The 20,526-nt window shown below is 33.8% G+C and carries 24 protein-coding genes; 13 read left to right on the top strand and 11 right to left on the bottom strand.

Features of this window, described 5'->3' with window-relative positions; translation table 11 throughout:
- Positions 1-258 precede the first annotated feature (258 nt).
- From ABD077_RS21205 to ABD077_RS21195, 3 genes are all read right to left on the bottom strand, one after another.
- Complete coding sequence (locus ABD077_RS21205; RefSeq protein WP_343914230.1) at positions 259-2,205, bottom strand: tetratricopeptide repeat-containing sensor histidine kinase; 1,947 nt, start codon at positions 2,203-2,205, stop codon at positions 259-261.
- A gap of 159 nt (positions 2,206-2,364) precedes the next feature.
- Positions 2,365-2,526 carry a hypothetical protein gene (locus ABD077_RS21200; protein WP_343914229.1) on the bottom strand — a complete coding sequence of 54 codons (162 nt, stop codon included), beginning with the start codon at positions 2,524-2,526 and terminating at the stop codon, positions 2,365-2,367.
- 589 nt (positions 2,527-3,115) lie between these two features.
- Positions 3,116-3,355 (bottom strand): hypothetical protein, encoded by a 240-nt coding sequence (locus ABD077_RS21195; RefSeq protein WP_343914228.1) that lies wholly within the window; start codon positions 3,353-3,355, stop codon positions 3,116-3,118.
- 189 nt (positions 3,356-3,544) lie between these two features.
- Between ABD077_RS21195 and ABD077_RS21190 the strand changes: the two genes are divergently transcribed.
- A complete protein-coding gene (locus ABD077_RS21190) occupies positions 3,545-4,555 on the top strand; it encodes a helix-turn-helix transcriptional regulator (RefSeq protein WP_343914227.1) in 1,011 nt (336 codons plus the stop codon).
- Positions 4,556-4,574: 19 nt separating this feature from the next.
- On the opposite strand, the gene ABD077_RS21185 is transcribed toward ABD077_RS21190, so the two are convergent.
- From ABD077_RS21185 to ABD077_RS21165, 5 genes are all read right to left on the bottom strand, one after another.
- Positions 4,575-4,910, bottom strand: a complete 336-nt coding sequence (locus ABD077_RS21185; RefSeq protein ID WP_299610574.1) for a single-stranded DNA-binding protein — start codon at positions 4,908-4,910, stop codon at positions 4,575-4,577.
- A gap of 198 nt (positions 4,911-5,108) precedes the next feature.
- Positions 5,109-6,347 (bottom strand): cation:proton antiporter, encoded by a 1,239-nt coding sequence (locus ABD077_RS21180; protein ID WP_343914226.1) that lies wholly within the window; start codon positions 6,345-6,347, stop codon positions 5,109-5,111.
- 5 nt (positions 6,348-6,352) lie between these two features.
- The gene (locus ABD077_RS21175) at positions 6,353-6,967 is read right to left on the bottom strand and encodes a hypothetical protein (protein ID WP_343914225.1); all 615 of its coding nucleotides are present in this window, start codon (positions 6,965-6,967) and stop codon (positions 6,353-6,355) included.
- A gap of 91 nt (positions 6,968-7,058) precedes the next feature.
- The gene (locus ABD077_RS21170; protein ID WP_343914224.1) at positions 7,059-8,669 is read right to left on the bottom strand and encodes a glutamate synthase-related protein; all 1,611 of its coding nucleotides are present in this window, start codon (positions 8,667-8,669) and stop codon (positions 7,059-7,061) included.
- A 12-nt stretch (positions 8,670-8,681) separates the two neighbouring features.
- Entirely contained in the window at positions 8,682-9,362 is a 681-nt protein-coding gene (locus ABD077_RS21165; protein ID WP_343914223.1) for a Crp/Fnr family transcriptional regulator, read from the bottom strand.
- Between the two features lie 383 nt (positions 9,363-9,745).
- Between ABD077_RS21165 and ABD077_RS21160 the strand changes: the two genes are divergently transcribed.
- The 10 genes from ABD077_RS21160 (at position 9,746) to ABD077_RS21115 (ending at position 17,705) form a co-directional block, all read left to right on the top strand.
- A complete protein-coding gene (locus ABD077_RS21160) occupies positions 9,746-10,213 on the top strand; it encodes a DinB family protein (protein WP_343914222.1) in 468 nt (155 codons plus the stop codon).
- Entirely contained in the window at positions 10,206-10,661 is a 456-nt protein-coding gene (locus tag ABD077_RS21155; RefSeq protein WP_343914221.1) for a DinB family protein, read from the top strand. Before ABD077_RS21160 ends, ABD077_RS21155 begins: the two co-directional genes overlap by 8 nt.
- Positions 10,662-10,717: 56 nt before the next feature.
- Entirely contained in the window at positions 10,718-11,533 is an 816-nt protein-coding gene (locus ABD077_RS21150) for a hypothetical protein (RefSeq protein WP_343914220.1), read from the top strand.
- A gap of 28 nt (positions 11,534-11,561) precedes the next feature.
- Positions 11,562-11,999: a GNAT family N-acetyltransferase gene (locus tag ABD077_RS21145; RefSeq protein WP_343914219.1), complete on the top strand. Its 438-nt coding sequence runs from the start codon at positions 11,562-11,564 to the stop codon at positions 11,997-11,999.
- 131 nt (positions 12,000-12,130) lie between these two features.
- Positions 12,131-14,419, top strand: a complete 2,289-nt coding sequence (locus tag ABD077_RS21140; RefSeq protein WP_343914218.1) for an aminotransferase class III-fold pyridoxal phosphate-dependent enzyme — start codon at positions 12,131-12,133, stop codon at positions 14,417-14,419.
- On the top strand, positions 14,409-15,212 hold the full coding sequence (gene modA / locus ABD077_RS21135; protein WP_343914217.1) for a molybdate ABC transporter substrate-binding protein: 804 nt from the start codon (positions 14,409-14,411) through the stop codon (positions 15,210-15,212). The genes ABD077_RS21140 and modA overlap by 11 nt, the downstream gene beginning before the upstream one ends.
- A 15-nt stretch (positions 15,213-15,227) precedes the next feature.
- Positions 15,228-15,629 (top strand): TOBE domain-containing protein, encoded by a 402-nt coding sequence (locus ABD077_RS21130; protein WP_343914216.1) that lies wholly within the window; start codon positions 15,228-15,230, stop codon positions 15,627-15,629.
- On the top strand, positions 15,626-16,300 hold the full coding sequence (modB, locus tag ABD077_RS21125) for a molybdate ABC transporter permease subunit (protein WP_425545905.1): 675 nt from the start codon (positions 15,626-15,628) through the stop codon (positions 16,298-16,300). The genes ABD077_RS21130 and modB overlap by 4 nt, the downstream gene beginning before the upstream one ends.
- Positions 16,297-17,175, top strand: coding sequence for a sulfate/molybdate ABC transporter ATP-binding protein (locus ABD077_RS21120; RefSeq protein ID WP_343914215.1), 879 nt, complete (start codon positions 16,297-16,299; stop codon positions 17,173-17,175). The genes modB and ABD077_RS21120 overlap by 4 nt, the downstream gene beginning before the upstream one ends.
- Positions 17,172-17,705 (top strand): DUF2867 domain-containing protein, encoded by a 534-nt coding sequence (locus ABD077_RS21115; protein WP_343914214.1) that lies wholly within the window; start codon positions 17,172-17,174, stop codon positions 17,703-17,705. Before ABD077_RS21120 ends, ABD077_RS21115 begins: the two co-directional genes overlap by 4 nt.
- A 33-nt stretch (positions 17,706-17,738) precedes the next feature.
- Here the strand turns inward: ABD077_RS21115 and ABD077_RS21110 are convergent, their stop codons facing one another.
- The 3 genes from ABD077_RS21110 to ABD077_RS21100 form a co-directional block, all read right to left on the bottom strand.
- Positions 17,739-18,344 (bottom strand): DUF4230 domain-containing protein, encoded by a 606-nt coding sequence (locus tag ABD077_RS21110; RefSeq protein ID WP_343914213.1) that lies wholly within the window; start codon positions 18,342-18,344, stop codon positions 17,739-17,741.
- Between the two features lie 88 nt (positions 18,345-18,432).
- Entirely contained in the window at positions 18,433-18,969 is a 537-nt protein-coding gene (locus ABD077_RS21105) for a DUF4136 domain-containing protein (protein WP_343914212.1), read from the bottom strand.
- A gap of 75 nt (positions 18,970-19,044) precedes the next feature.
- Positions 19,045-19,221 carry a C1orf53 family protein gene (locus ABD077_RS21100; RefSeq protein ID WP_343914211.1) on the bottom strand — a complete coding sequence of 59 codons (177 nt, stop codon included), beginning with the start codon at positions 19,219-19,221 and terminating at the stop codon, positions 19,045-19,047.
- Between the two features lie 28 nt (positions 19,222-19,249).
- Between ABD077_RS21100 and ABD077_RS21095 the strand changes: the two genes are divergently transcribed.
- Entirely contained in the window at positions 19,250-19,576 is a 327-nt protein-coding gene (locus tag ABD077_RS21095) for a hypothetical protein (RefSeq protein ID WP_343914210.1), read from the top strand.
- A 7-nt stretch (positions 19,577-19,583) separates the two neighbouring features.
- Positions 19,584-20,525: a 1-aminocyclopropane-1-carboxylate deaminase/D-cysteine desulfhydrase gene (locus ABD077_RS21090; protein ID WP_343914209.1), complete on the top strand. Its 942-nt coding sequence runs from the start codon at positions 19,584-19,586 to the stop codon at positions 20,523-20,525.
- Position 20,526: the final 1 nt, after the last annotated feature.

Genomic DNA, 20,526 nt, shown 5'->3' with positions numbered 1-20,526 from the left:
ACGTTTTAGTTCTGTTTTAAAGGTCAAATATAATTGTTCCGTAAATAGGTTGATTACGCTTTTCCGTATTCTTTTGATTTATTGTAAGAAAGATCGGGTTAACTATCTTTTTGTAGAAGAATCTTTGGGTTGAAGAACATCTCCCTAAATCCCTTCCTCCAAATGACGGACAGGCTTTCAAAGAGGGACTTTTAATCAAAACTTATTCTTGATTGTTCTGTTGAGCTTGTAGAAGTACTCAAATAGATGATGTTGATATTACACAGGAATTTTGATCTCTGCTTTAAAGCCTTTGTCTTTTGCAGAATCAAACGTAATGTTTCCTTGTATGGCCTGAACACGTTTCTCGGTATTACGCAGTCCGTTTTTAGATTTGATATCCTCTCGTTCGATGCCGATACCATTATCAGAATATTTGATCAAGAGTTTGTTTTTTTCGTTTTTAAACACAATGGCGACCAGATCTGCCTGACTGTGTTTTTGCATATTGGTCATGAGTTCTTGTAATACTCGGTAGATGGTGATTTTTAGATTTTTATCTACCGTATCCCAACTAATTTTATCAATACCTCTAAGAATTAATTTGCTATGATTCTCGGTATAATTGGTGAGCATATCCGTAAGTTCTTCGGTGTAGGTTTCATCCACTTCGAACTCACTATTTTCTCTAGAGATATCTCTGGCTTTATTATAGGCAGTATTTAATTTTTTGGTAATCTGCGGATCATGAGGATCGTTTTGATATTGCATCATTACCTGAAAAATATCATTCCCTAACTCATCGTGTAAGCGTTTAGAAATACGGGTTTCGGTTTCATAGGCTGCCTGAAACTCTACAATCTTATTTTGTTGTGCGAGATATCGTGTACGCTGACGCGAAAAGTAGATAATAAAAGCAATAAAGGTAACGAGTAGGAGCATCCCAAGCAGGTAGATGGTATTTTGATTTTGTACTTCCTCGATTTCTTTATTTTTCTGCTCGTTTTCTTTTTGGAGATTATCACTCTCGAATCGGATACGAGCAAATTTATCTCTAAACAGATTATCTCGTTTGGTTAAACTATCACTGAGTTTGATATATTTCATGGCATATTGTCTGCCTTCTTCTGGAGGAGATACTTGCGCTAAAAGATCATAGGCTTGGAGGAGTTCCGTGTTGTCTGAAGTACTACGCGCTGCATTTTTAGCCTTTTTAGCAAATCCTTTGGATAATTGTAGATTGCCTTTGAATTGATAATATTCTGCCAAATGCAGTGAATTTGTTGAAAGACCTACAATATCATTAATACTATCTCTTATTTGATATGCTTTATTAAATAAAAAGAAAGCACTATCATTATCCTTATTGGCAAGAAATTTAGCATAGCCCAAATTGTCTAAGTAGCGAGCGTATCTTTTTGGTCTACTTTCTAAGAATTTTTTGTGGGAAAGGGCCTTCTTATAATATACTATAGCCTTATTGTAATCTTTTAATGATTTATATACGGTTCCAATATTATTAAAAGAGATAGCTCTATAAAGCGTATCCTTAGGAGTGTTTTTAGCGTACTCCATTGCCTTTTTATGATATTTTATACCATCTTCATATTGTTCCAGTTGTTTTGCAATTGTTCCTAAATTACTAAATGATAGTGGTAAGTATGTTTTATTCCCGGATAATTCAAATTTTTGAATTGCTCTTATAGTTAAATCTTCACTATAGCTATAATCTTTTACCTTTCTTGATAATTTAGCTAGATCGATTAAAACAGAGCCATGGTCAAAAGCATAAAAAGAATTATAATAAGAATCGCCTTTATCTAAATAGGTATAAAATTTTTCTGCTTTGTTAAAATAAAAATAAGCACTATCAATTTTTTTTCTTATCCGTTGATATATTCCAAAATTATTATAAGATCTTGCAATCCCAAAAGAATCTTTTATTTTAATGGATAATTCAAGCATTTTTTGATTTGCGAACTCGGATTGTTTATAATCCTTAATATTAGAATAACTTGCTGATATTTCACTTATTTTTTTTCTTTTGTATTTGTTATCTGGCAGTAAAAGAAATAAATCATATGCTTTTTGAAGATATTTCCTTTTCTCTTTTTTAGATTTTGTTTTATCCGAGGCAAGTAAGATTAAACTTTCTATTTTAGAGTCGGATAATTCTTTTTCTATGGATCCTGAATGATTAGTACAATTTGTAAAAAAAGTAATCAAAATCAATAATTTAAAAAATAAGATTGGATTTTTTAAACCAATAACCATAATCATATTTATATAAAAATCTAATTTAGGGAATTGGTTTGGAAAAATATACAAAAAGATAAAAAGGAGCCTAATTTGTAAATTAGAACTCCTTAATTAAACATATTTTTATTAATTAGAAGTTTGAGTTACTTCTTCCTCATCATCCTCAGTAAGTGAGACTTTAGTCTCTACTTCTTCAACTCCGATTTCATCCTGGATGGTTGGAGGTTCGCAAGAAACAAGGTTAACACCTAGTAATATAGCTAATAATATAAATCTTAAAGTTTTCATGTTGTTAGTTGTTTTGTGATTGATATATTCCAATTGTTGGGGTACGCCCATAAGTGATAGCCCCAGCTAGTATGCGGATACATACATTTCACCTATGGGAAATGGTCCTTTGTTTTCGGGAAAGTGATCCTCGTGCTGTCGCATTACCCTACTTTCCCCTTTTGGGTAGTAGCGAACTGCACTCGGATGGTACTTGGATGGCACTTGAAGAACACTTAGATGATACTTCGACAGGTGTCCGCCAATGGCGGAAGCTCAGTAAGACATCTTAGTGTAGCATCTAGGTGCGACATCTTCGTATGTTCATTGGTGGTGTGGCTCGGCGTAACCATCGATTGTTACACCTTTAGTTACCAATGCTTTTTTTGCGTTTGTTAGAAAATTTTTACTGGATATACTCGATATTTTCGGTATTCTCATCTTTAGATAAGCAGCTGATTGTTTGGTATGGTGCTTTAGAATTTACTTGTCTGCCTAGCCGGTAGGCGGGTCTTCGATACATCCGTCCTAGACGGGTATTTAAACCGATGTAAATTTTCGACCTTTAGATCGACGTTGCACCGTTCGCGAATCAGTACTTATAAAAAGCTTACGAAATTCCAACTATATGCGAAGTATAACTGTCTGTTATGAACGCTTTGCGAAAGCTAGTGTTCATTAGATCTAGTGCTTTCTCCAGTATCTTGTTACTGTCTGCACTTGGCATTTTTGGTGGAGTAGTATTTACAACTGAAGTGCAAAATCCTATCCCAACGAAGCCAGCGAATGCATCGGTAAACAGATAATTTCTGATCTCCTGCTCCTTTTTTGATAATTGATTAAACTTCATTGTACTATATTTTTTACTCGATAATCGAGATTTAAACATTTTCAGGTTTCCCCTGATTTACTTATTAATTACTCGAAACACTATCATTGTGCCTCTTGTTTCATTATTTATAGTACAAATATCTGGTGCCAGTACGCATTCTTTTTGCGTAGTAAAAAGATAATTCATATTTTTCTTAAAATTTTTAACATGGCGTCGAATAAAAATGCTCTGATTCGTTATAAAACAATTGATCAGTGTCTTCGTAATACCTTTAGAACATGGACATTGGATGATCTGATCGAAGCCTGTTCTGATGCTTTGTACGAATACGAAGGAAAAGATGTATACGTAAGCAAAAGAACGGTTCAGTTGGATATACAGATGATGCGTAGTGACAAATTGGGATATAATGCACCGATAGAAGTATATCAGCGCAAATATTATCGATATGCAGAGGAGGACTATAGTATTATGAATATTCCGGTTACCGATCATGATATTAAGATTATGAATGAGTCCATACAGATATTACGACAGTTTAAAGATTTCTCGCTTTTTAAAGAGATGAATGGTGTGTTAGAGCGATTGGAAGATTCTGTATATGCTACACAAAAGAATAACAAACCTATTATTCACCTCGAAAAGAATGAGCAGCTAAAAGGATTACACCATATCGATATGCTTTACCACGCTATTTTGGATAAGAAAGTCCTGAAAATTGGTTACCGTTCTTTTAAAGCCAGACAACCTAGTGAAATCGAGATCCACCCACAGTTATTAAAAGAGTTTAATAACCGATGGTTTTTACTGGCAGTTGGTCATAACAGAAGGTCACTTACTACCTTTGCTCTAGATCGCATCATTAGTATTGCTACTTCAGATACAGACATATCTTATGTAGACCATCATATCGATGGAGACGATTATTACAAAGATGTGATAGGCGTGACGGTTTCAGAAAATGTTCAACCAGAACTGATTAGCTTTCGTGTTGATCGCCGTAATGCTCCTTATGTGACTACAAAACCTTTTCATAGCTCTCAGAAAACAGTTGCACGAGATGACTATGGAGTTACCTTTAGCATCGAAGTACAAATGAATTTTGAGTTGGAACGATTGATTCTCGGTTTTGGAGATAGTATCGAAGTACTACAACCAGAAAAACTGCGTAATAGAATTCAGGAAAAATTAAAACGAGCGGTAAAAAAATATACGTAGCATATCCTTCATAGCTATGCTATTTATTTCCTAGCATTAATAATTCGTGACAAACTACTTCGGTGATGTACCTTTTATTACCCTCATTATCGTCATAACTGCGAGAGGTTAGTTTACCTTCGATGGCTATTTCTTGTCCTTTGGTTACATATTTTTCGATAATATCAGCTGTTTTCCCCCAGGCAACGATATTGTGCCATTGTGTATCTGTGATTTTGTCTCCAGCTTTATTATAATAGTAGTCATTAGTAGCGATAGAGAACTTAGCTAATTTTCTTCCAGAATCTAAAGAGATAATTTCTGGTTCCTGTCCTAAATTTCCGATTAATTGTACTTTGTTTTTTAATGTATTCATGATATCGATTTTTATGATCTGCATAGCGCAGATAGATTAGATAAAGATTATCGAGTTCTTATGTTTCGACAGGGCAAACATAGGATTAGAAGGGAGTTACATACGGTTAGGAAGTGTTTATTTTCGATTGTAAACGTTTGTAGTCGTTTGCATCGAATAGTGGTTTTATGGAAGATTTATAGAATGCTAAAAAGGAACTTATGGATATAGTTTTTTGACTAATTTTCCAATGCTTAATCCTTGTACGAGAATAGAAAAGAAAACTACCACGTAGGTAATATAAAGGATTACTTCTGCAGATGGATTATCGGCTAAACTTAATGCTAATGCCAATGAAATACCACCTCGTAAACCGCCCCACGTAAGTATGGTTACCGTCTTAATCGGACTGGTTTCCTTATGTTTTAATAAAGAGTAGGGAAGTAGTACCGAAATAAATCTTGAAAATAGTACAATGACTATGGCTATGAATCCCAGTATTAGATTTCCAGTATCGAATTTTAATAAATGAATTGCCAATCCTATAAGAACGAATAGAATACCGTTAAAAATATCATCTAAAACTTCCCAGAGGTCATTCATTAATTTTCTGGTAGATCCTTTATTGGTGGCTACGTTTAATTTGTTACCGATGATCATTCCAGCAACTACCATCGCCAAAGGTCCTGATACATGAATCAGCGATGCTAGTGAATATCCACCCATTACGATTGCCAAACTAATCATTACGGATAATTGTGGATTCTCTTCTACAGATTTTATACTATGGTATCCTATAAAACCTAAAACAATTCCATATACAATGCCGCCAATGGCTTCTTCCATAAATAATTTTCCAATTTCGGCGCCTACAGATCCTTCTAGATTTCCTTCCATACTTATAAGAATTAGTATTCCAGAGAATACAACCACTCCAATACCATCATTAAACAGCGACTCTCCTTCGATTTTAATTCCTAAGCTTTTAGCAATATTGGCTTTTTTCAGTATGGCCATTACCGCAATCGGATCTGTAGGCGAAATAAGTGCGCCAAACAGGAGTGCATGTAACAACGGCAATTCTATATGCAATAGTCTTGCTGCGCCAAAGGTTAATCCGCCAACTAAAAAAGTAGAAATTAGAACTCCCAGTGTTGCAAACAGGATAACAGACCATTTTTCTTTGGTGAGTTCTTCGATATTTACGTGTAAAGCACCAGCGAATAAAAGAAAACTAAGAATTCCATCTAGCAGTAAGGTTTTGAAATCAGAATTGGCAACAATATCACAAAAGAATTCATAGAAATTAGGAACAATACTTTTGCTAAGTGTTATGATGATCACGGTACATAAACTCATGATCATCAAACCAATGGTAGCAGGCATTTTTAGCCATTTATAGTTGATAAAACTAAAAAACGCGGCTATAGAAAAAATAATACTGAAGGATTGTAGCATCTTTTTTAACTTTTGTACGCAGTTAGTACTTCATTTAAGAAATTAACACCTTGTTTTTCGTCAATCCCAGTAATTGGTAGTACAGCTCCTTTAAATCCATCATTTTTCCAAGTACCTATTGATAACTCTTTAAAACCAGAAGTATCTACACCATCATGTCCGTGATATCCACTTATATAGAAATAATAATCATCTATCATCGTATCTGGAATTGCCATTCCTAAACCAATTGATATTCCTGATGAATCTTCAATAGGAGCGAAAGCACCTGTATCAAAATGATGTGGCCAAATCCTAATTTCTGAGACTAGTTTATTAACTTTCAAAAACTCTTCTAAAACAGAATTTGCTAAGATTCTTTGCTCTTTTAGTTGTTGTAAGGTATCAACATCTTCTAGTTTGAAGATATACTCATCTGTTATCAGATATGGGAGTTCATAATGAAGATCGTATGTATAAGATTTGGATAGATTACTTTTTGATGCCATACTATCTATCCATTCCAAAACTTGCCTATGAGTTTTATCATTCAGTAGAAGTGTTGTAATGGAGTTATTATCATTCCATTCTAGTCCAAAGGTTTGATAATTTAGAGAAAGTGTGATTGGTTTTTTATCCAAATTTCTAGTAATGAGACTTTCTTTTTTGATAGAAAATCGAAGGTTCGTATGACTGTCATCGTTTTATTTTTGATTTTGTGAAACACAGGTTTTATAAAACTCCTGCATAATTGATACCTGTTAACTGATGCATATCTCGATCAAAAGTTGATAAATCATTATGATTAAACTTAGAAATATCATCATATCCACAAGCTCTTGCCACTACTTTGATGAGGTCATTCGTAGCTTCAAAATAGTTGCACAACTGTTTCGCTGAAGATTCTATAATTAATCTGCTTCTCAAAGATTCTTTTTGCGTAGCAATACCAACAGGACAATTATTACTACCACAGGCTCTCATTCCTAAACATCCAATTGCTTGTAGTGCAGCATTAGAAACAGCAATAGCATCTGCTCCTAACATCATGGCCTTAGCAAAATCTTCTGCAATTCGCAATCCACCAGTTATAATAAGAGTCACATCGGTTGCGCCAACTTTATCCAAATATTTTCTAGCTCTTGCCAAAGCTGGAATTGTAGGCACATTGATATTATCTCTTAAGATAGTAGGCGCAGAACCTGTTCCTCCACCTCGCCCGTCTAAAATGATATAGTCTACGCCTACATCTAATGCAAATTGAATATCTTTTTCTATGTGACTTGCAGCTATTTTGAAACCAACAGGAATACCACCTGTTTTTTCTCTAACTTTTTCGGCAAAGTCTTTAAAATCTTGTACTCCATGAAAATCAGGAAACGTAGCTGGAGAAATAGCAGTTTCCCCTTCTTGTAATCCTCTAACTTCAGCAATTTCCTTACTCACCTTAGTTCCAGGAAGATGTCCGCCAGTTCCCGTTTTTGCACCTTGTCCACCTTTAAAGTGAAAGGCTTGTACTTTTTCTAATTTATCCCATGAAAACCCAAATTGAGCAGAAGCTAGTTCGTAAAAATATTTCGTATTACTTTCTTGTTCTTGTGGTAGCATACCACCTTCTCCAGAGCAAATACCAGTTCCTGCCATTTCTGCTCCTCTGGACAACGAGATTTTTGCCTCTCTAGATAAAGCACCAAAGCTCATATCGCTTACAAATAATGGAATATCAATACTTAATGGTTTTTTTGCCTTTGGACCAATAATTACTTTAGTTGCTACATCTTCATGATCTAACAAAGGTCTGCTGGCCAATTGCGCTGGCAAAAATTGTATATCGTTCCATTTTGGAAGTGTATTTCGATCCACACCCATTGAGGAAGAAAATCCATGATGTCCCAAATTTTTTAACCCATTTTTTGCCAGTTCTTTAATGTATCCAGTATAAGGTTCTGTATCTTCGGGATGTGTATCGGCATAGGCGCCTAGGTATTCATCTCTATTAAAGGGTTGTGGGTGTTCTTCCAGATAGGTATTGATTTCTACTTCATCTACGTATAGCGTATCTCCTTCGATTTTGGTACTAAATTTATGTAGTACTTCATTATTATTGTATTCAGAAACACCAGTGTCATATCTATAATCCCAGCCGTGGACACCACAGATAAGATTATGTCCATCGATATGTCCATCTGCCATAAGAGCACCTCTATGCAAACATCTTCCATATAATACAGATATTTCTTCATCAAATTTGATAATTACAAGATCGAGTCCATTGACTAATGCATGTGAGGGTTGTTTGTTTTCTAAATCATTAATTTGTGCAATTGCTACTGGTTTTTTCATGGTTTGAGTAAATTATGTATGAATTGTGTGTGTTTCTTTTTGAAGTAAGGTAATAATCTGTGTATTATAATCGATACAATCTTCTTTTCTTAAGATACTTAAGGTGTTACTAACCGTTTGTCTAGAGGTATTTGTAAGGTTAGCAATATCCTTATGCGTTAGTAATTTTTTTGCAACTAGCGTTTCATTAATCTGTTCTCCAAATTCATTGATATAATCTACAATGAATTCTTTAATCCGTGTTTTACTATCCTTATACAATAGATCTTCTAGTCTTCTTTCTAACTTTTTTATTCGTAAACCATAGATTTTTAAAATCCCATTTTTTAGGGATTTGTGTTTTTCCATAATACGTTGCATTCTCGAAGATTCTATATAACACACGATGCAATCTTCTAATGCTATTGCTTGCTCTTTAGTTTCTTCTGATTCGTTATAAAGTGCTAGCTCTCCAAAGATGTTTCCTTTCTTTACAATGTGTTTAACCTTATCATTAATGGGGTTGATGATTTTTACAGTACCTTTTTTTAAGAAGAAGATATTCTTTTTGTCCTCTTTTGATAGTTCGATATGAGCACCTTTATCAATATTTTCCATCTCCAAAATTTCACACATGCGCATCATAGTGATTCTTCCTAACTTATTGAATAAGTTAAATCCTTCTAGAAACCAATATTTGGTATAGGTATTCAATGTTTGTGTGAGTTTAGTTAGTACTGTTAAAAGTAATGAATTTTAATAGCACTAAATCTTACTAAATTGTTAGATGTTACTTCAGACGACAAGTAGTTGTTTTTCTTACTTTTTTAATAAGTGATTTTAAGGAGTTGATTTATTATAATGAAAATGTAAACTCGAAGGGAGTTCAATTAATCCTAGTTGGATTACAATTAGGGATATTGTTAATAGCTGATTACAATGGAATATCAATCACTTTCTTTTACATCTTATGGTAATTGATGATTCTAATGAGCAGACTTTGAAGAAAATTTTTAACAAGGTTCTATGATATTTATTTGTCATTTCTTTAGTGAAAAAACTATTTTTAACTATAATTAATTTTGTTTTAAACCGTGATGAGAACAAAACAGATAGCTAATCGATTTAGAGAAGTTATATTAAATGGTCGTTGGATTGCAAATACCAATTATAAAGATCAATTGTCTAAAATTAGTTGGGAACAAGCGAATAAAAAAGTAAGTGATTTAAATACCATTGGGTTACTAACATTTCATATCAATTATTATATAGAAGGTGTTCTAAATGTATTAAAAGGAGGAGATCTAGAAATTAGGGATAAGTATAGTTTTGATGCACCATCAATTACTTCAGAAAAGGATTGGCAAGCGTTACAACAAAGATTATATAATAATTCCAAAAGCTTTGCTGATTTGATTGAGCAAATGTCGGATGTGCAATTAGATGAGGTTTTTGTAGATGAAAAGTATGGTACTTATCAAAGAAATATTGATGCAATGATCGAGCATGCCTATTATCACTTAGGACAAATAACATTAATTAATAAAATGATATCTAATGAATGATTCTATTATAGCCATACTTAAAACCATTTTTGATCGCGATTTAACCAAACTTAAAGCAGAAATTAATGCTTATTCCAAAGAAGAGAACTTGTGGATAGAGACAAAAGAAATAAGTAATTCTGCAGGAAATCTTTGTTTACACCTGATTGGAAATCTGAATACGTATATTGGAGCAGAGTTTGGAAATACTGGATATATAAGACAACGGGATTTAGAGTTTTCTGCGAAAGATGTTCCTAGATCAGAAATGATTGCTAAAATTGATGAGGTACAAAAAATAGTGGATACAGCATTAGACACCATTACACCAGAAGATCTTCAGAAAGAATATCCTAGAATACTAATGGATAAGAATCCAAGTACGCATCGATTTTTGATACATCTAACGACACATCTAACTTATCATTTAGGTCAAATAAATTATCATAGAAGACTACTAGACTCCTAAGGATTCTTCTTAGAATAAAATAAATATAGTATCTTCATAACAAATCCCCATTAGTTATGAAGTTTATTTATGTTTTGATAATTCTTGTGTCCTGCATTGCTTGTTCCAATAGCGATAGTGATGCATCCCTTACTACAACATCATTTTTATTCGAAGATGGATTCGAGACTCAAAATAATGATGTGGACGAACTTTTTGAATCGAATGGAAGTAGATGGACGAATATACAACAAACGAATCCGTCAAATGAGATTTCTATTTCAACCAGTACGTTTTCTGAAGGACAAAATGCATTACGTTTATTAGCGTTGCAATCTGATAATGTGTTGTCTAAAATGGACATAGAAAAAGAAGGATTTAAAGCTTTTGCCGATGATCTAGTGGTTATCGAAGCAGATTTTTACTTGAATTCTACTGCTAATATTGAAAACTTACTTTTGATTGATCTAGAATGTTGTTCGTGTTGGGATCCAACTGTGGAGGATAATCAATGTCCTGGAGTCCGTTTGATGATGTCTGGAGGAAATGATTTTTTGGCTATCGAAAGAGGTAAAATCTCAGCGGGCAATTTGCAACAAACATCGCTGCAATTTCCCAGAAATGAATGGGTAACCGTACGATGGGAGTTAACATTAGCGGATGATGATACAGGAATAAATAGCTTATCCATCAATGGGAATGAGATAATCATGGGTAATGGGATGAATTTGCCTAATGCCACTATTTTTAGAGAATTGTTTGCTGAAAATGGAATTGATTTTACGTTGCAAGAGCCTGTGTTTTATGAAAGAGTACAAGTTGGAGCTACCGCAAATCCTACCATGGAGGATATTGAATTGTTTGTAGATAATTTTTCGATCCAAATTAACTAATATATTCCAATACCAGAAAAATTTTGGAATGATACGACCTTATACATGCAATGACAAAAAGGAACTAGTTGAAGCTCTTACCTTAAATACTCCTAAATATTTTGATCGTAAGGAAATCCAGGATTTTGAAAAATATCTAGCGGTATACGAAAGCACCTATTTTACAATAACATCTGGAAATAAAATAATAGGAGGAGTAGGATGTAATTATCTTGAGAAAAGGAGAGTAGGAGAAATTACATGGATTTTTTTTCATCCAGAGTTTGCTGGTAAGGGTTTCGGAAATAAAGCTGTTACCCATTGTTTGTCCATTTTAAAGTCTAATAGTAAGATTGAAAAAGTAACAGTTAGAACCTCTCAACTGGCATATGGTTTTTTTGAAAAATTTGGTTTTGTCACCAAAATGACAGCAAAAGATTATTGGGGTTTAGGATTAGATTTATATGAGATGGAATTAGCAATATAACCTAGACTGCTGCATTGATTTTTTAAAAAATTAATTGTGTCTTCTTTTGATCTTAACTACCAGTAATACTGTATATTTAGCCTGCGATATTCTAAAAGATTTTTTGTAGAAATACTTTTGTGTTTTTTGTTATGATAGATAAGTTATTAGAGGTTGAATTTTCTTTGAATCAGCCAGAAGTTAAAAAAATAAATGGTTATGATAATATCAATTATATTGTCAAGACAAGTACCAATACTTCTATTTTCAAAACGTATGCTTATAGCGAAGAATTATTAGCAATTCTTGAAGCAGAAAATGAAATTCTTTTACATCTAAGTACCTCAGATCGGAATACTTTTCCTCAACCTATTGCTTTTGCAGATGACAATTATATTAAAGTGATCGAGATAGGAGGAAATGTATCTATTTGTAGAATGTTATCTTTTTTAGAGGGTAAGTTCGTAGGAGATATTGCATCCACCAAAGAACTCTCCTATGGTATTGGAGCTTTTATGGCTAATATGAATAAGAGGCTTCAAGGAATTGAAAGTTATGTTTTGAAATCCAGAAGTTGGGAGTGGGATCTCCAATATTTTCCTTTAAATAAAAAATATCTGCAATATATTTCCGACCCGCATGATAGAAATGTGGTGCGTTATTTCTTCATGCAATATGAAGAAAATGTGGTTCCATTGCTACCCGGATTACGGAAGCAAATAATTCACAATGATGCTAATGAGTGGAATATTTTAACTGATAATAGCAAAGTTTCAGGAATTATCGATTTTGGAGATATTACATACTCTCAGTTGATCAATGAGTTGGCTATAGCAATCACGTATGGATGTTATGATAAGGAAAATCCACTAGAATGGTCGTTAAAGATTATCAAAGGATATCATGAAACTCTTCCTTTGGAAGAAAAAGAGATCAGCGTGTTATACTATTTAGTAGCTGCGAGACTCTGCACTAGTGTTTGTAATTCCGCTTATGCAAAAAAAATGGAACCTGAAAACACGTACGCCACTATAAGTGAAAATTATGCTTGGAGCATGTTGTACAAATGGTTGCGAATTAGTCCTATTCATGCAGAAAATGCTTTTAGAGAAACAATAGGATTGACTAATCATAAAAAACAGGAGGTAATAGAAGAAATAAAAAGAAGACATCAATACATAAATCCAGTGGTATCTTTAAGTTATAAAGATCCAATATTTATGGAACGTTCGGCTTTTCAATATATGTATGATAAAGAAGGAAATACTTTTCTAGATGCCTACAATAATATTCCACATGTGGGTCATTCTCATCCGCAAGTGGTAAAAGCTGGACAGAAGCAAATGGCAAAATTAAATACAAATACAAGGTATTTGTACGATGTGTTACCTAATTATGCTGAAAAGCTATTGTCTAAATTTCCGGAATCCCTAGACAAAGTATTTTTCGTAAACTCTGGCAGTGCGGCAAGTGATTTGGCTATTCGAATGGCACATGCACATACCAAACATAAAAAGATAATGGTTATGGAGCACGGATATCATGGAAATACACAAATCTCTATTGATATTAGTGATTATAAGTTTAATAATCCCAAAGGTGATGGGCAAAAAGCACATATTCTCAAAACGCAACTCCCCAATACATACGGAGGAAAGTTTAAGGATGACAATGCAGGATTATATTATGCCGAAGAAGCCATACAGCAAATTAACAACTCTGAAGAGCCAATTGGTGCTTTTATTTCAGAACCTGTTGTCGGTTGCGGCGGACAAGTACCTTTGGCCAAGGGATATTTAAAAAAAATATATCCTGAAATTCGAAAACAAGGAGGGGTTTGTATCAGTGATGAGGTGCAAACTGGATTTGGTAGATTAGGAGATTGCTTTTGGGGGTTTGAACAACAAGATGTTGTTCCGGATATTGTGATCGTTGGCAAACCTATAGCTAATGGACATCCTATGGGAGCGGTTATTACCACATCAGAAATTGCTTCATCTTTTGGTAAAGGAGTGGAGTTTTTTAGTTCCTTTGGTGGAAATCCAGTTTCTTGCGCAGTAGGAATGGCTGTTTTAGAAGTTATAGAAGAAGAACGTCTTCAGGAAAATGCTAAGGAAGTAGGAGATTATTATAAATCACTTTTGATAGAGCTTCAGGATAGATATGAGAGTATAGGTGATGTCAGAGGAACTGGACTTTTTCTAGGTGTTGAAATAGTAAAAGAAGGAAATCAAGAGACGAATCGCGAGCTGGCACATCATATTAAAAATGCCCTTCGAAATAGATTTATATTAATTAGTACAGACGGTCCTGATGATAGTGTGCTAAAAACAAAACCTCCATTATGTTTCACAAAAGAAAACGCAAAAGAAGTAGTAAATGCTATCGATGAAATATTAAGGGATTATTATCAAAAAATTCTAAGAGTTAGTGGAGTGTAAGGGAATACGGTTTATAAAATTAGAGCTGCTTTTCACCGTATTGGGTTTTATGTTCTTTTTAGGGTGTACAGAAGAGAAAAAGGATCGTATTACCGTAGCGGCAGCTGCCAATATGCAGTTTGCTATCAAAGAAATTTCGGATGCTTTTACCAAGCAAACAGGTATTTCTTGTGATCTGATTGTCAGTTCTTCTGGTAAACTAACCGCACAGATCAAAGAAGGAGCTCCTTATGATATTTTTGTGTCTGCTAACATGAAATACCCTAATGATGTTTATAAAGAAGGATTTGCGGTAGCGCCTCCAAAAATATATGCATATGGTCAGTTGGTTTTGTGGTCGTTATATCATGATATAGAACTTTCGGTTGCGGGACTTTCTAATCCTAAGATTCAGAATATTGCTTTGGCAAATCCGAAGACTGCTCCTTATGGACAGGCAGCTGTAGAATTTTTAAAATCTAAGGAAGTATATACACTGGTTGAGGATAAATTAGTGTATGGGGAAAGTATTGCTCAAACTAATCAGTTTATCACCTCTAAGGCTTCAGAAATTGGTTTTACAGCAAAATCTGTAGTAATGTCTTCTCAAACGAAAAGGCAAGGATATTGGAAAGAACTAGATAGTAGTTTTTATACACCAATAGCACAAGGTGTTGTACTAATAAAGCAGGAGAATAAAGAGCATATGAATAGCACGAAGTTTTATGATTTTCTTTTTTCTAAAGAAGCCAAGAAAATATTAGAAGATTTCGGATATTTACTCGATAATAGAGAGTTTAATTCACTGAGGTAGTTTACCCATAAACTAATGAATGTTTTTTCCGGACATATTTCTGATATACAAGTAAGCAACAGTTTATCCATAGTTTCTGTTAAGATAAACGATTATAATTTGCTTAAAACTATTTTGCTTGAAACTCCAGAAACAGCTTCTCATCTAAAAAAAGGAAATCAGATTACAGTTTTGTTTAAAGAAACAGAGGTGATCATATCTAAAGAAGAAAATATTTTAATTAGTGTTGAAAATAAAATCAAAGCCACCATTAAAAATATTGAAAAAGGAGCGTTATTAAGTAAAGTGATATTAGAAAGCAGTATTGGAGAAATCGTAGCATTGATCACTTCTGAAATTCTTGACGAGCTTTCCTTAGAAAAAGATCAAAAAGTAGTTGCTATGATAAAGGTTAACGAAATTATGCTTTCCAGATGATTGATTGGGGGCCTATCATATTAACAGCTAAACTTGCCTTGGTAACTACCGTGATTTTACTTATCGTGTCTGTTCCTTTAGCCTATTGGCTAGCATTTTCTAAATCAAGAATGAAACCTGTTGTAGAAACTTTGGTAAGCATGCCATTAGTATTGCCTCCAACGGTTTTAGGGTTTTATTTGTTAATGGCTTTTAGCCCTGGAAATAGTTTTGGAGCCTGGTTGCAAGAATGGTTTGGCTTACGATTAATATTCTCCTTTTCGGGATTAGTAATTGGATCAATGATTTATAGTTTACCATTTATGGTCAATCCTATCCAATCTGGATTATCGGGTTTGCCATCTTCTTTATCAGAAGCTTCATATATATTGGGAAAATCAAAATTGAAAACACTTTTTAGCGTATTGTTACCCAATATAAAACCATCGTTACTCACAGGAATCGTTTTGGCTTTTGCGCATACCATTGGCGAATTTGGTGTTGTTTTAATGATAGGAGGAAATATTCCTGAAAAAACAAAAGTAGTATCGATTGCTATTTATGATGAGGTAGAAGCATTAAACTATGCACATGCCAATACATATTCTATGATTTTATTCGTGATTACGTTTATAGTACTGTTGTCAGTATATGTGATAAATGGAGGATATCTAAAAAAGTTCTGGAAATGATCAAAGCGACTATCCATAAAACATTACGTTCGGCTACTGGAAAAATGAACCTTGCCATTGAACTAGATTTTAAGCGAGGTCAGTTCGTAACATTATATGGGCCTTCTGGTGCGGGAAAAACAACGACACTTAGAATCATCGCTGGGTTGTTATCTCCTGATAAAGGAAGTATCGAGGTAAATGATTGTATTTGGTTTGATAATGAACGTAAAATTAATCGTGTCCCTCAGCAGCGTAAGATAGGATATGTTTTTCAGGATTATGCGCTATTTCCTCATATGACAGTACGTAAAAATTTGGAATTTGCTTTAGATAACAAACAAGATAAGGCAATTGTTGATGAGTTGATTGGCATTGTAGAATTAGAAGAATTACAAGATAGAAAACCAGAAACGTTATCTGGTGGACAGCAACAACGTGTAGCTTTAGCTCGTGCTCTAGTCCGTAAGCCAGAAGTGTTGTTATTAGATGAACCACTCTCTGCATTAGATATAAGAATGCGTTCCAAGCTGCAAGATTATATTTTAAAGGTTCATAAAAAATACCATCTAACTACTATCTTAGTAAGTCATGATATTGGAGAAATTATCAAAATGTCTGATGTAGTATATAAGCTTCAAGATGGTTGTGTAGAAAAGGTTGGAAAACCAATGACCGTATTTGCAAGTAATCAGCTTAGTGGTAAGTTTCAGTTTGTAGGAGAGGTGATTGATATTACGAAAGAAGATGTTATCTATATAGTTACTGTTCTTATTGGGCAAAACGTAGTAAAAGTTGTAGCTCAGGAACAAGAAATTGTCAATTTAGAAATAGGAGACAAGGTTATTGTAGCTTCGAAAGCATTTAATCCTGTTTTGCAAAAAATTGAAGCATGAAGATCAAAGTTGAGAAAGTAGCTTTGCCGGAATTTTCGTTGTTATCAGACGAAGTTTATGAGTATTCAGATAGTTTTAAAAGCAAATTTTCGGATCCGAAAAACGAGATTGATATTTTAGCGGTAGCCAAAGCATTTTTTTCATTTTCTCCCAAATGGATAGGGAGCTTATTTGCTTTGAGAAATAAGATAGTTTCCATTTTTGGACTTAAAACTGGGAATGGCTTAGGACAAAAAGAAGAAGTGCTTCAAAATTTTAAAGGAGAAATTGGCGATCAGGTTGGTATTTTTAAAGTATTTAATAAGGCCGATAATGAGCTAATTTTGGGAGAAAACGATTCTCATTTAAATTTTAGAGTTTCTATATTGTTAGTTCCTCAGCCAGATCATACAAAAGATCTAACCATTTCTACTGTGGTACATTTTAACAATTGGTTCGGGAAACTATATTTCTTCCCAGTTAAACCTTTTCATCGCTTAATTGTACCCGCAATGCTTAAAAGTACTATCAGGAATTTGAAAAAACACTAGTTTTTGAAATTATGAATCGTATTGTTTCGGGTTTCATAAAATCAGTTGTTCTGAATTGGTAACCGTATCTCCTTTATACACTAATTTCCATCCCAAACTATTGGTAAGAATATAAATCTTTTGTAGTTCGCTTATCAGTCTGTTTTCGGCATTAGATTTTAGGGTGGATGCTTCTACTTTTTCATTTAACTGACGAGTTACTTCCTGTTGTATTTTATTATGATCTTCTGGATTAAATTGATTAAAGAAATCCTCTTCTAGATCATGGTATTTTATCGTTGGATTGATGTTAATTTCAGCTTCGGGAATATGGGTAATCGTTACTGTTTTATTTGTTTTGTCTATAGAATGTTCTATTTTACTAAGGTCATAAGAAACCGTAACTCCAGCGTTTACCACCACAATCGCTTTTTTTTCAGCGGTTAGCATATCCAAATAGTATTTTTTTGCGTCTTTATAGGTAATGACCTCAGAGAAGTGCCCTTCGGTAACCACAAGTTTTCCTACGTTTTTTATCTGATCTACTATTAAATCAGAAGATTGTATTTCGGTTTTTTGAGTTTTAGCCTGAATAATAAAATAGCTAATTCCCAAGGCAATAAATGCGGCAATACAAGCACCAAGTAAAAAATTACGCATACTTTTATGAATCTGGTTTTGTATAAAAGTACATAAAAAATAGCCTCTCTATATAAGAAAGGCTATGATATCTAAACGGATGAAATGCTTATTTTAATTCTGGAGGATATTTTTCTAATATCGCCGTTACAATTTGATTCATTTTTTCCTGTTTTCTTTCTACCCTTTCTGTAAGTGCCGCGGTTCCCATACCTTGCCAGATAAGTTCTCTTTTCGAGGCATCAATAAGATCTATATATAAAGTACCTTCAGTTGTTCTAGAAACGGTATTAAAACCATTGTTCCAAAACCAAGGATTCCATCCCCATCCATAACCCCATCCGAAGCCAAAGTTATTTTGATAAATGTTTACGTTTTCTTGAGTCTTTGTAAAAATACTTACTAATACGTCTGGATTTTCTGATTTGGTAAATCCTTTAGCGGCCATATCTGCTTCAATAGCTCTTAAGATGCGTTTTTTATCTAAGTCACTAATTTCAGCCTTATCTATTCCTGGCTTAAAAAAAGCGTAGCTTTTGTAACTATTAAAATTCGTTTGCCTATCATAATCAGAAGCTACTCTTACACTAGAACAAGAGCTGAGTGTTATGATTAGGATCAGCGATAAAAGAGAGAAAGATTTCATAATCCTATGTTTTTAAAAGTTCAACAATTTTTTGATAAAAAAGGCACAATAATCATACCATGAGTGACTTAAGATCTACTTTTTGGTATACTTATTTGTTTTTTTATCATAACCGTATGGACAATGCCTACAGCCACTCTCACAACAGTACCCTCTTTTTAGATGATATTGTTCTGTAAAACATCGATACCCTTCTGGTGTAAGATAGTAATCACCTTCTTCGGGTTTTAGTATTCTTTTTGGGTTGCTCATCACTACAAAAATACTATCTTGCGGTTAGATGCCAATTTTAGTTAACAAATATTTGATAGGTCGTCATTTTGTGGGTATAGCACTTTGGCCTTTTATTGTGGTAAAAGATCCACGGTTAAAAGAGGATAAGGTGTTTATAAATCATGAAAGAATTCACTTAAAACAGCAGCTAGAGCTTTTGGTATTGCCTTTTTATATTGTTTATCTATTGGAGTATATTATTAGATTATTTCAGTATGGAAACCCTAGAGAAGCTTATCGGAATATCTCTTTTGAGCGCGAGGCTTACGAAATGGAAGGAGAACTTTCCTATTTAGAGCATCGAAAAATCTGGAGTTTTACAAAATATCTCTAATTGTGATATGGATTTCTTTTCTTCAGAAATTTCTACCGTAATCAACCAAAAAATAACACATCCCTTATTAGATGAAGCTGGGATAACACTTGATATAAAACGTGAAGATCAAATTCATGCATATGTTTCCGGGAATAAATTCAGAAAACTGAAATATAATCTTAGAGAAGCACAAGCAAAGGGATACAAAACAATTCTTACTTTCGGAGGTGCTTATAGTAATCATATAGCTGCAACTGCCGCTGCAGGCGAACTAATGGGTTTTAAGACTATTGGAGTTATCAGAGGAGAAGAATTAGCAAATGATTTACCAAGAGTTTTGTCTGAGAATGACACCCTGCAATTTGCTACAGATCATTGTATGCAATTAAAGTTTGTGAGCAGGGAAGACTACAGGGAAAAGGCTTCAATTTCTTTTTTAGAAAAACTTATGAAAGAATTTGGCTCGTTTTATATGATACCTGAAGGAGGAACAAATAAATTAGCAGTCAAAGGTTGTGAAGAAATTCTTGTGTCTACAGATAATCAATATGATTATCTCTGTTGTGCAGTTGGAACAGGAGGAACTATTGCAGGCATCATTAATGCAAGTAGTGATCATCAAAAGGTCATTGGTTTCCCAGCGCTAAAAGGAGATTTTTTAAATGCTGAGATAAATAAATATACCAATAAGGTGAATTGGAGTTTGAATACAGAGTATCATTTTGGAGGGTATGGTAAAATAAATACTGTGTTAATTGAGTTTATGAATAGGTTTAAAGAAGATCAGTATATCACCTTAGATCCTATATATACGGCCAAGATGATATACGGTATTTTTGATAAGATACAGAAAGGGGATTTTACAAAAAATACTCGTATTTTAGCCGTTCATACAGGAGGTCTGCAAGGTATTGCTGGGATGAATAAAAAACTGAGTAAAAAGAAAATCCCTCTTATTAGGATTTAAT

Source organism: Aquimarina litoralis, from assembly GCF_039523995.1.
Classification (GTDB): Bacteria; Bacteroidota; Bacteroidia; order Flavobacteriales; family Flavobacteriaceae; genus Aquimarina; species Aquimarina litoralis.
This window is presented reverse-complemented; position numbering and strand designations above follow the sequence as displayed.

Bases quoted from the DNA above. Each gene is read 5' to 3' on its own strand.
- ABD077_RS21200 (WP_343914229.1), bottom strand. From the start codon at position 2,526: ATGAAAACTTTAAGATTTATATTATTAGCTATATTACTAGGTGTTAAC.
- ABD077_RS21195 (WP_343914228.1), bottom strand. From the start codon at position 3,355: ATGAAGTTTAATCAATTATCAAAAAAGGAGCAGGAGATCAGAAATTAT.
- ABD077_RS21190 (WP_343914227.1), top strand. From the start codon at position 3,545: ATGGCGTCGAATAAAAATGCTCTGATTCGTTATAAAACAATTGATCAG.
- ABD077_RS21185 (WP_299610574.1), bottom strand. From the start codon at position 4,910: ATGAATACATTAAAAAACAAAGTACAATTAATCGGAAATTTAGGACAG.
- ABD077_RS21180 (WP_343914226.1), bottom strand. From the start codon at position 6,347: ATGCTACAATCCTTCAGTATTATTTTTTCTATAGCCGCGTTTTTTAGT.
- ABD077_RS21170 (WP_343914224.1), bottom strand. From the start codon at position 8,669: ATGAAAAAACCAGTAGCAATTGCACAAATTAATGATTTAGAAAACAAA.
- ABD077_RS21160 (WP_343914222.1), top strand. From the start codon at position 9,746: ATGAGAACAAAACAGATAGCTAATCGATTTAGAGAAGTTATATTAAAT.
- ABD077_RS21155 (WP_343914221.1), top strand. From the start codon at position 10,206: ATGAATGATTCTATTATAGCCATACTTAAAACCATTTTTGATCGCGAT.
- ABD077_RS21150 (WP_343914220.1), top strand. From the start codon at position 10,718: ATGAAGTTTATTTATGTTTTGATAATTCTTGTGTCCTGCATTGCTTGT.
- ABD077_RS21145 (WP_343914219.1), top strand. From the start codon at position 11,562: ATGATACGACCTTATACATGCAATGACAAAAAGGAACTAGTTGAAGCT.
- ABD077_RS21140 (WP_343914218.1), top strand. From the start codon at position 12,131: ATGATAGATAAGTTATTAGAGGTTGAATTTTCTTTGAATCAGCCAGAA.
- ABD077_RS21130 (WP_343914216.1), top strand. From the start codon at position 15,228: ATGAATGTTTTTTCCGGACATATTTCTGATATACAAGTAAGCAACAGT.
- modB (WP_425545905.1), top strand. From the start codon at position 15,626: ATGATTGATTGGGGGCCTATCATATTAACAGCTAAACTTGCCTTGGTA.
- ABD077_RS21120 (WP_343914215.1), top strand. From the start codon at position 16,297: ATGATCAAAGCGACTATCCATAAAACATTACGTTCGGCTACTGGAAAA.
- ABD077_RS21115 (WP_343914214.1), top strand. From the start codon at position 17,172: ATGAAGATCAAAGTTGAGAAAGTAGCTTTGCCGGAATTTTCGTTGTTA.
- ABD077_RS21110 (WP_343914213.1), bottom strand. From the start codon at position 18,344: ATGCGTAATTTTTTACTTGGTGCTTGTATTGCCGCATTTATTGCCTTG.
- ABD077_RS21105 (WP_343914212.1), bottom strand. From the start codon at position 18,969: ATGAAATCTTTCTCTCTTTTATCGCTGATCCTAATCATAACACTCAGC.
- ABD077_RS21100 (WP_343914211.1), bottom strand. From the start codon at position 19,221: ATGAGCAACCCAAAAAGAATACTAAAACCCGAAGAAGGTGATTACTAT.
- ABD077_RS21095 (WP_343914210.1), top strand. From the start codon at position 19,250: ATGCCAATTTTAGTTAACAAATATTTGATAGGTCGTCATTTTGTGGGT.
- ABD077_RS21090 (WP_343914209.1), top strand. From the start codon at position 19,584: ATGGATTTCTTTTCTTCAGAAATTTCTACCGTAATCAACCAAAAAATA.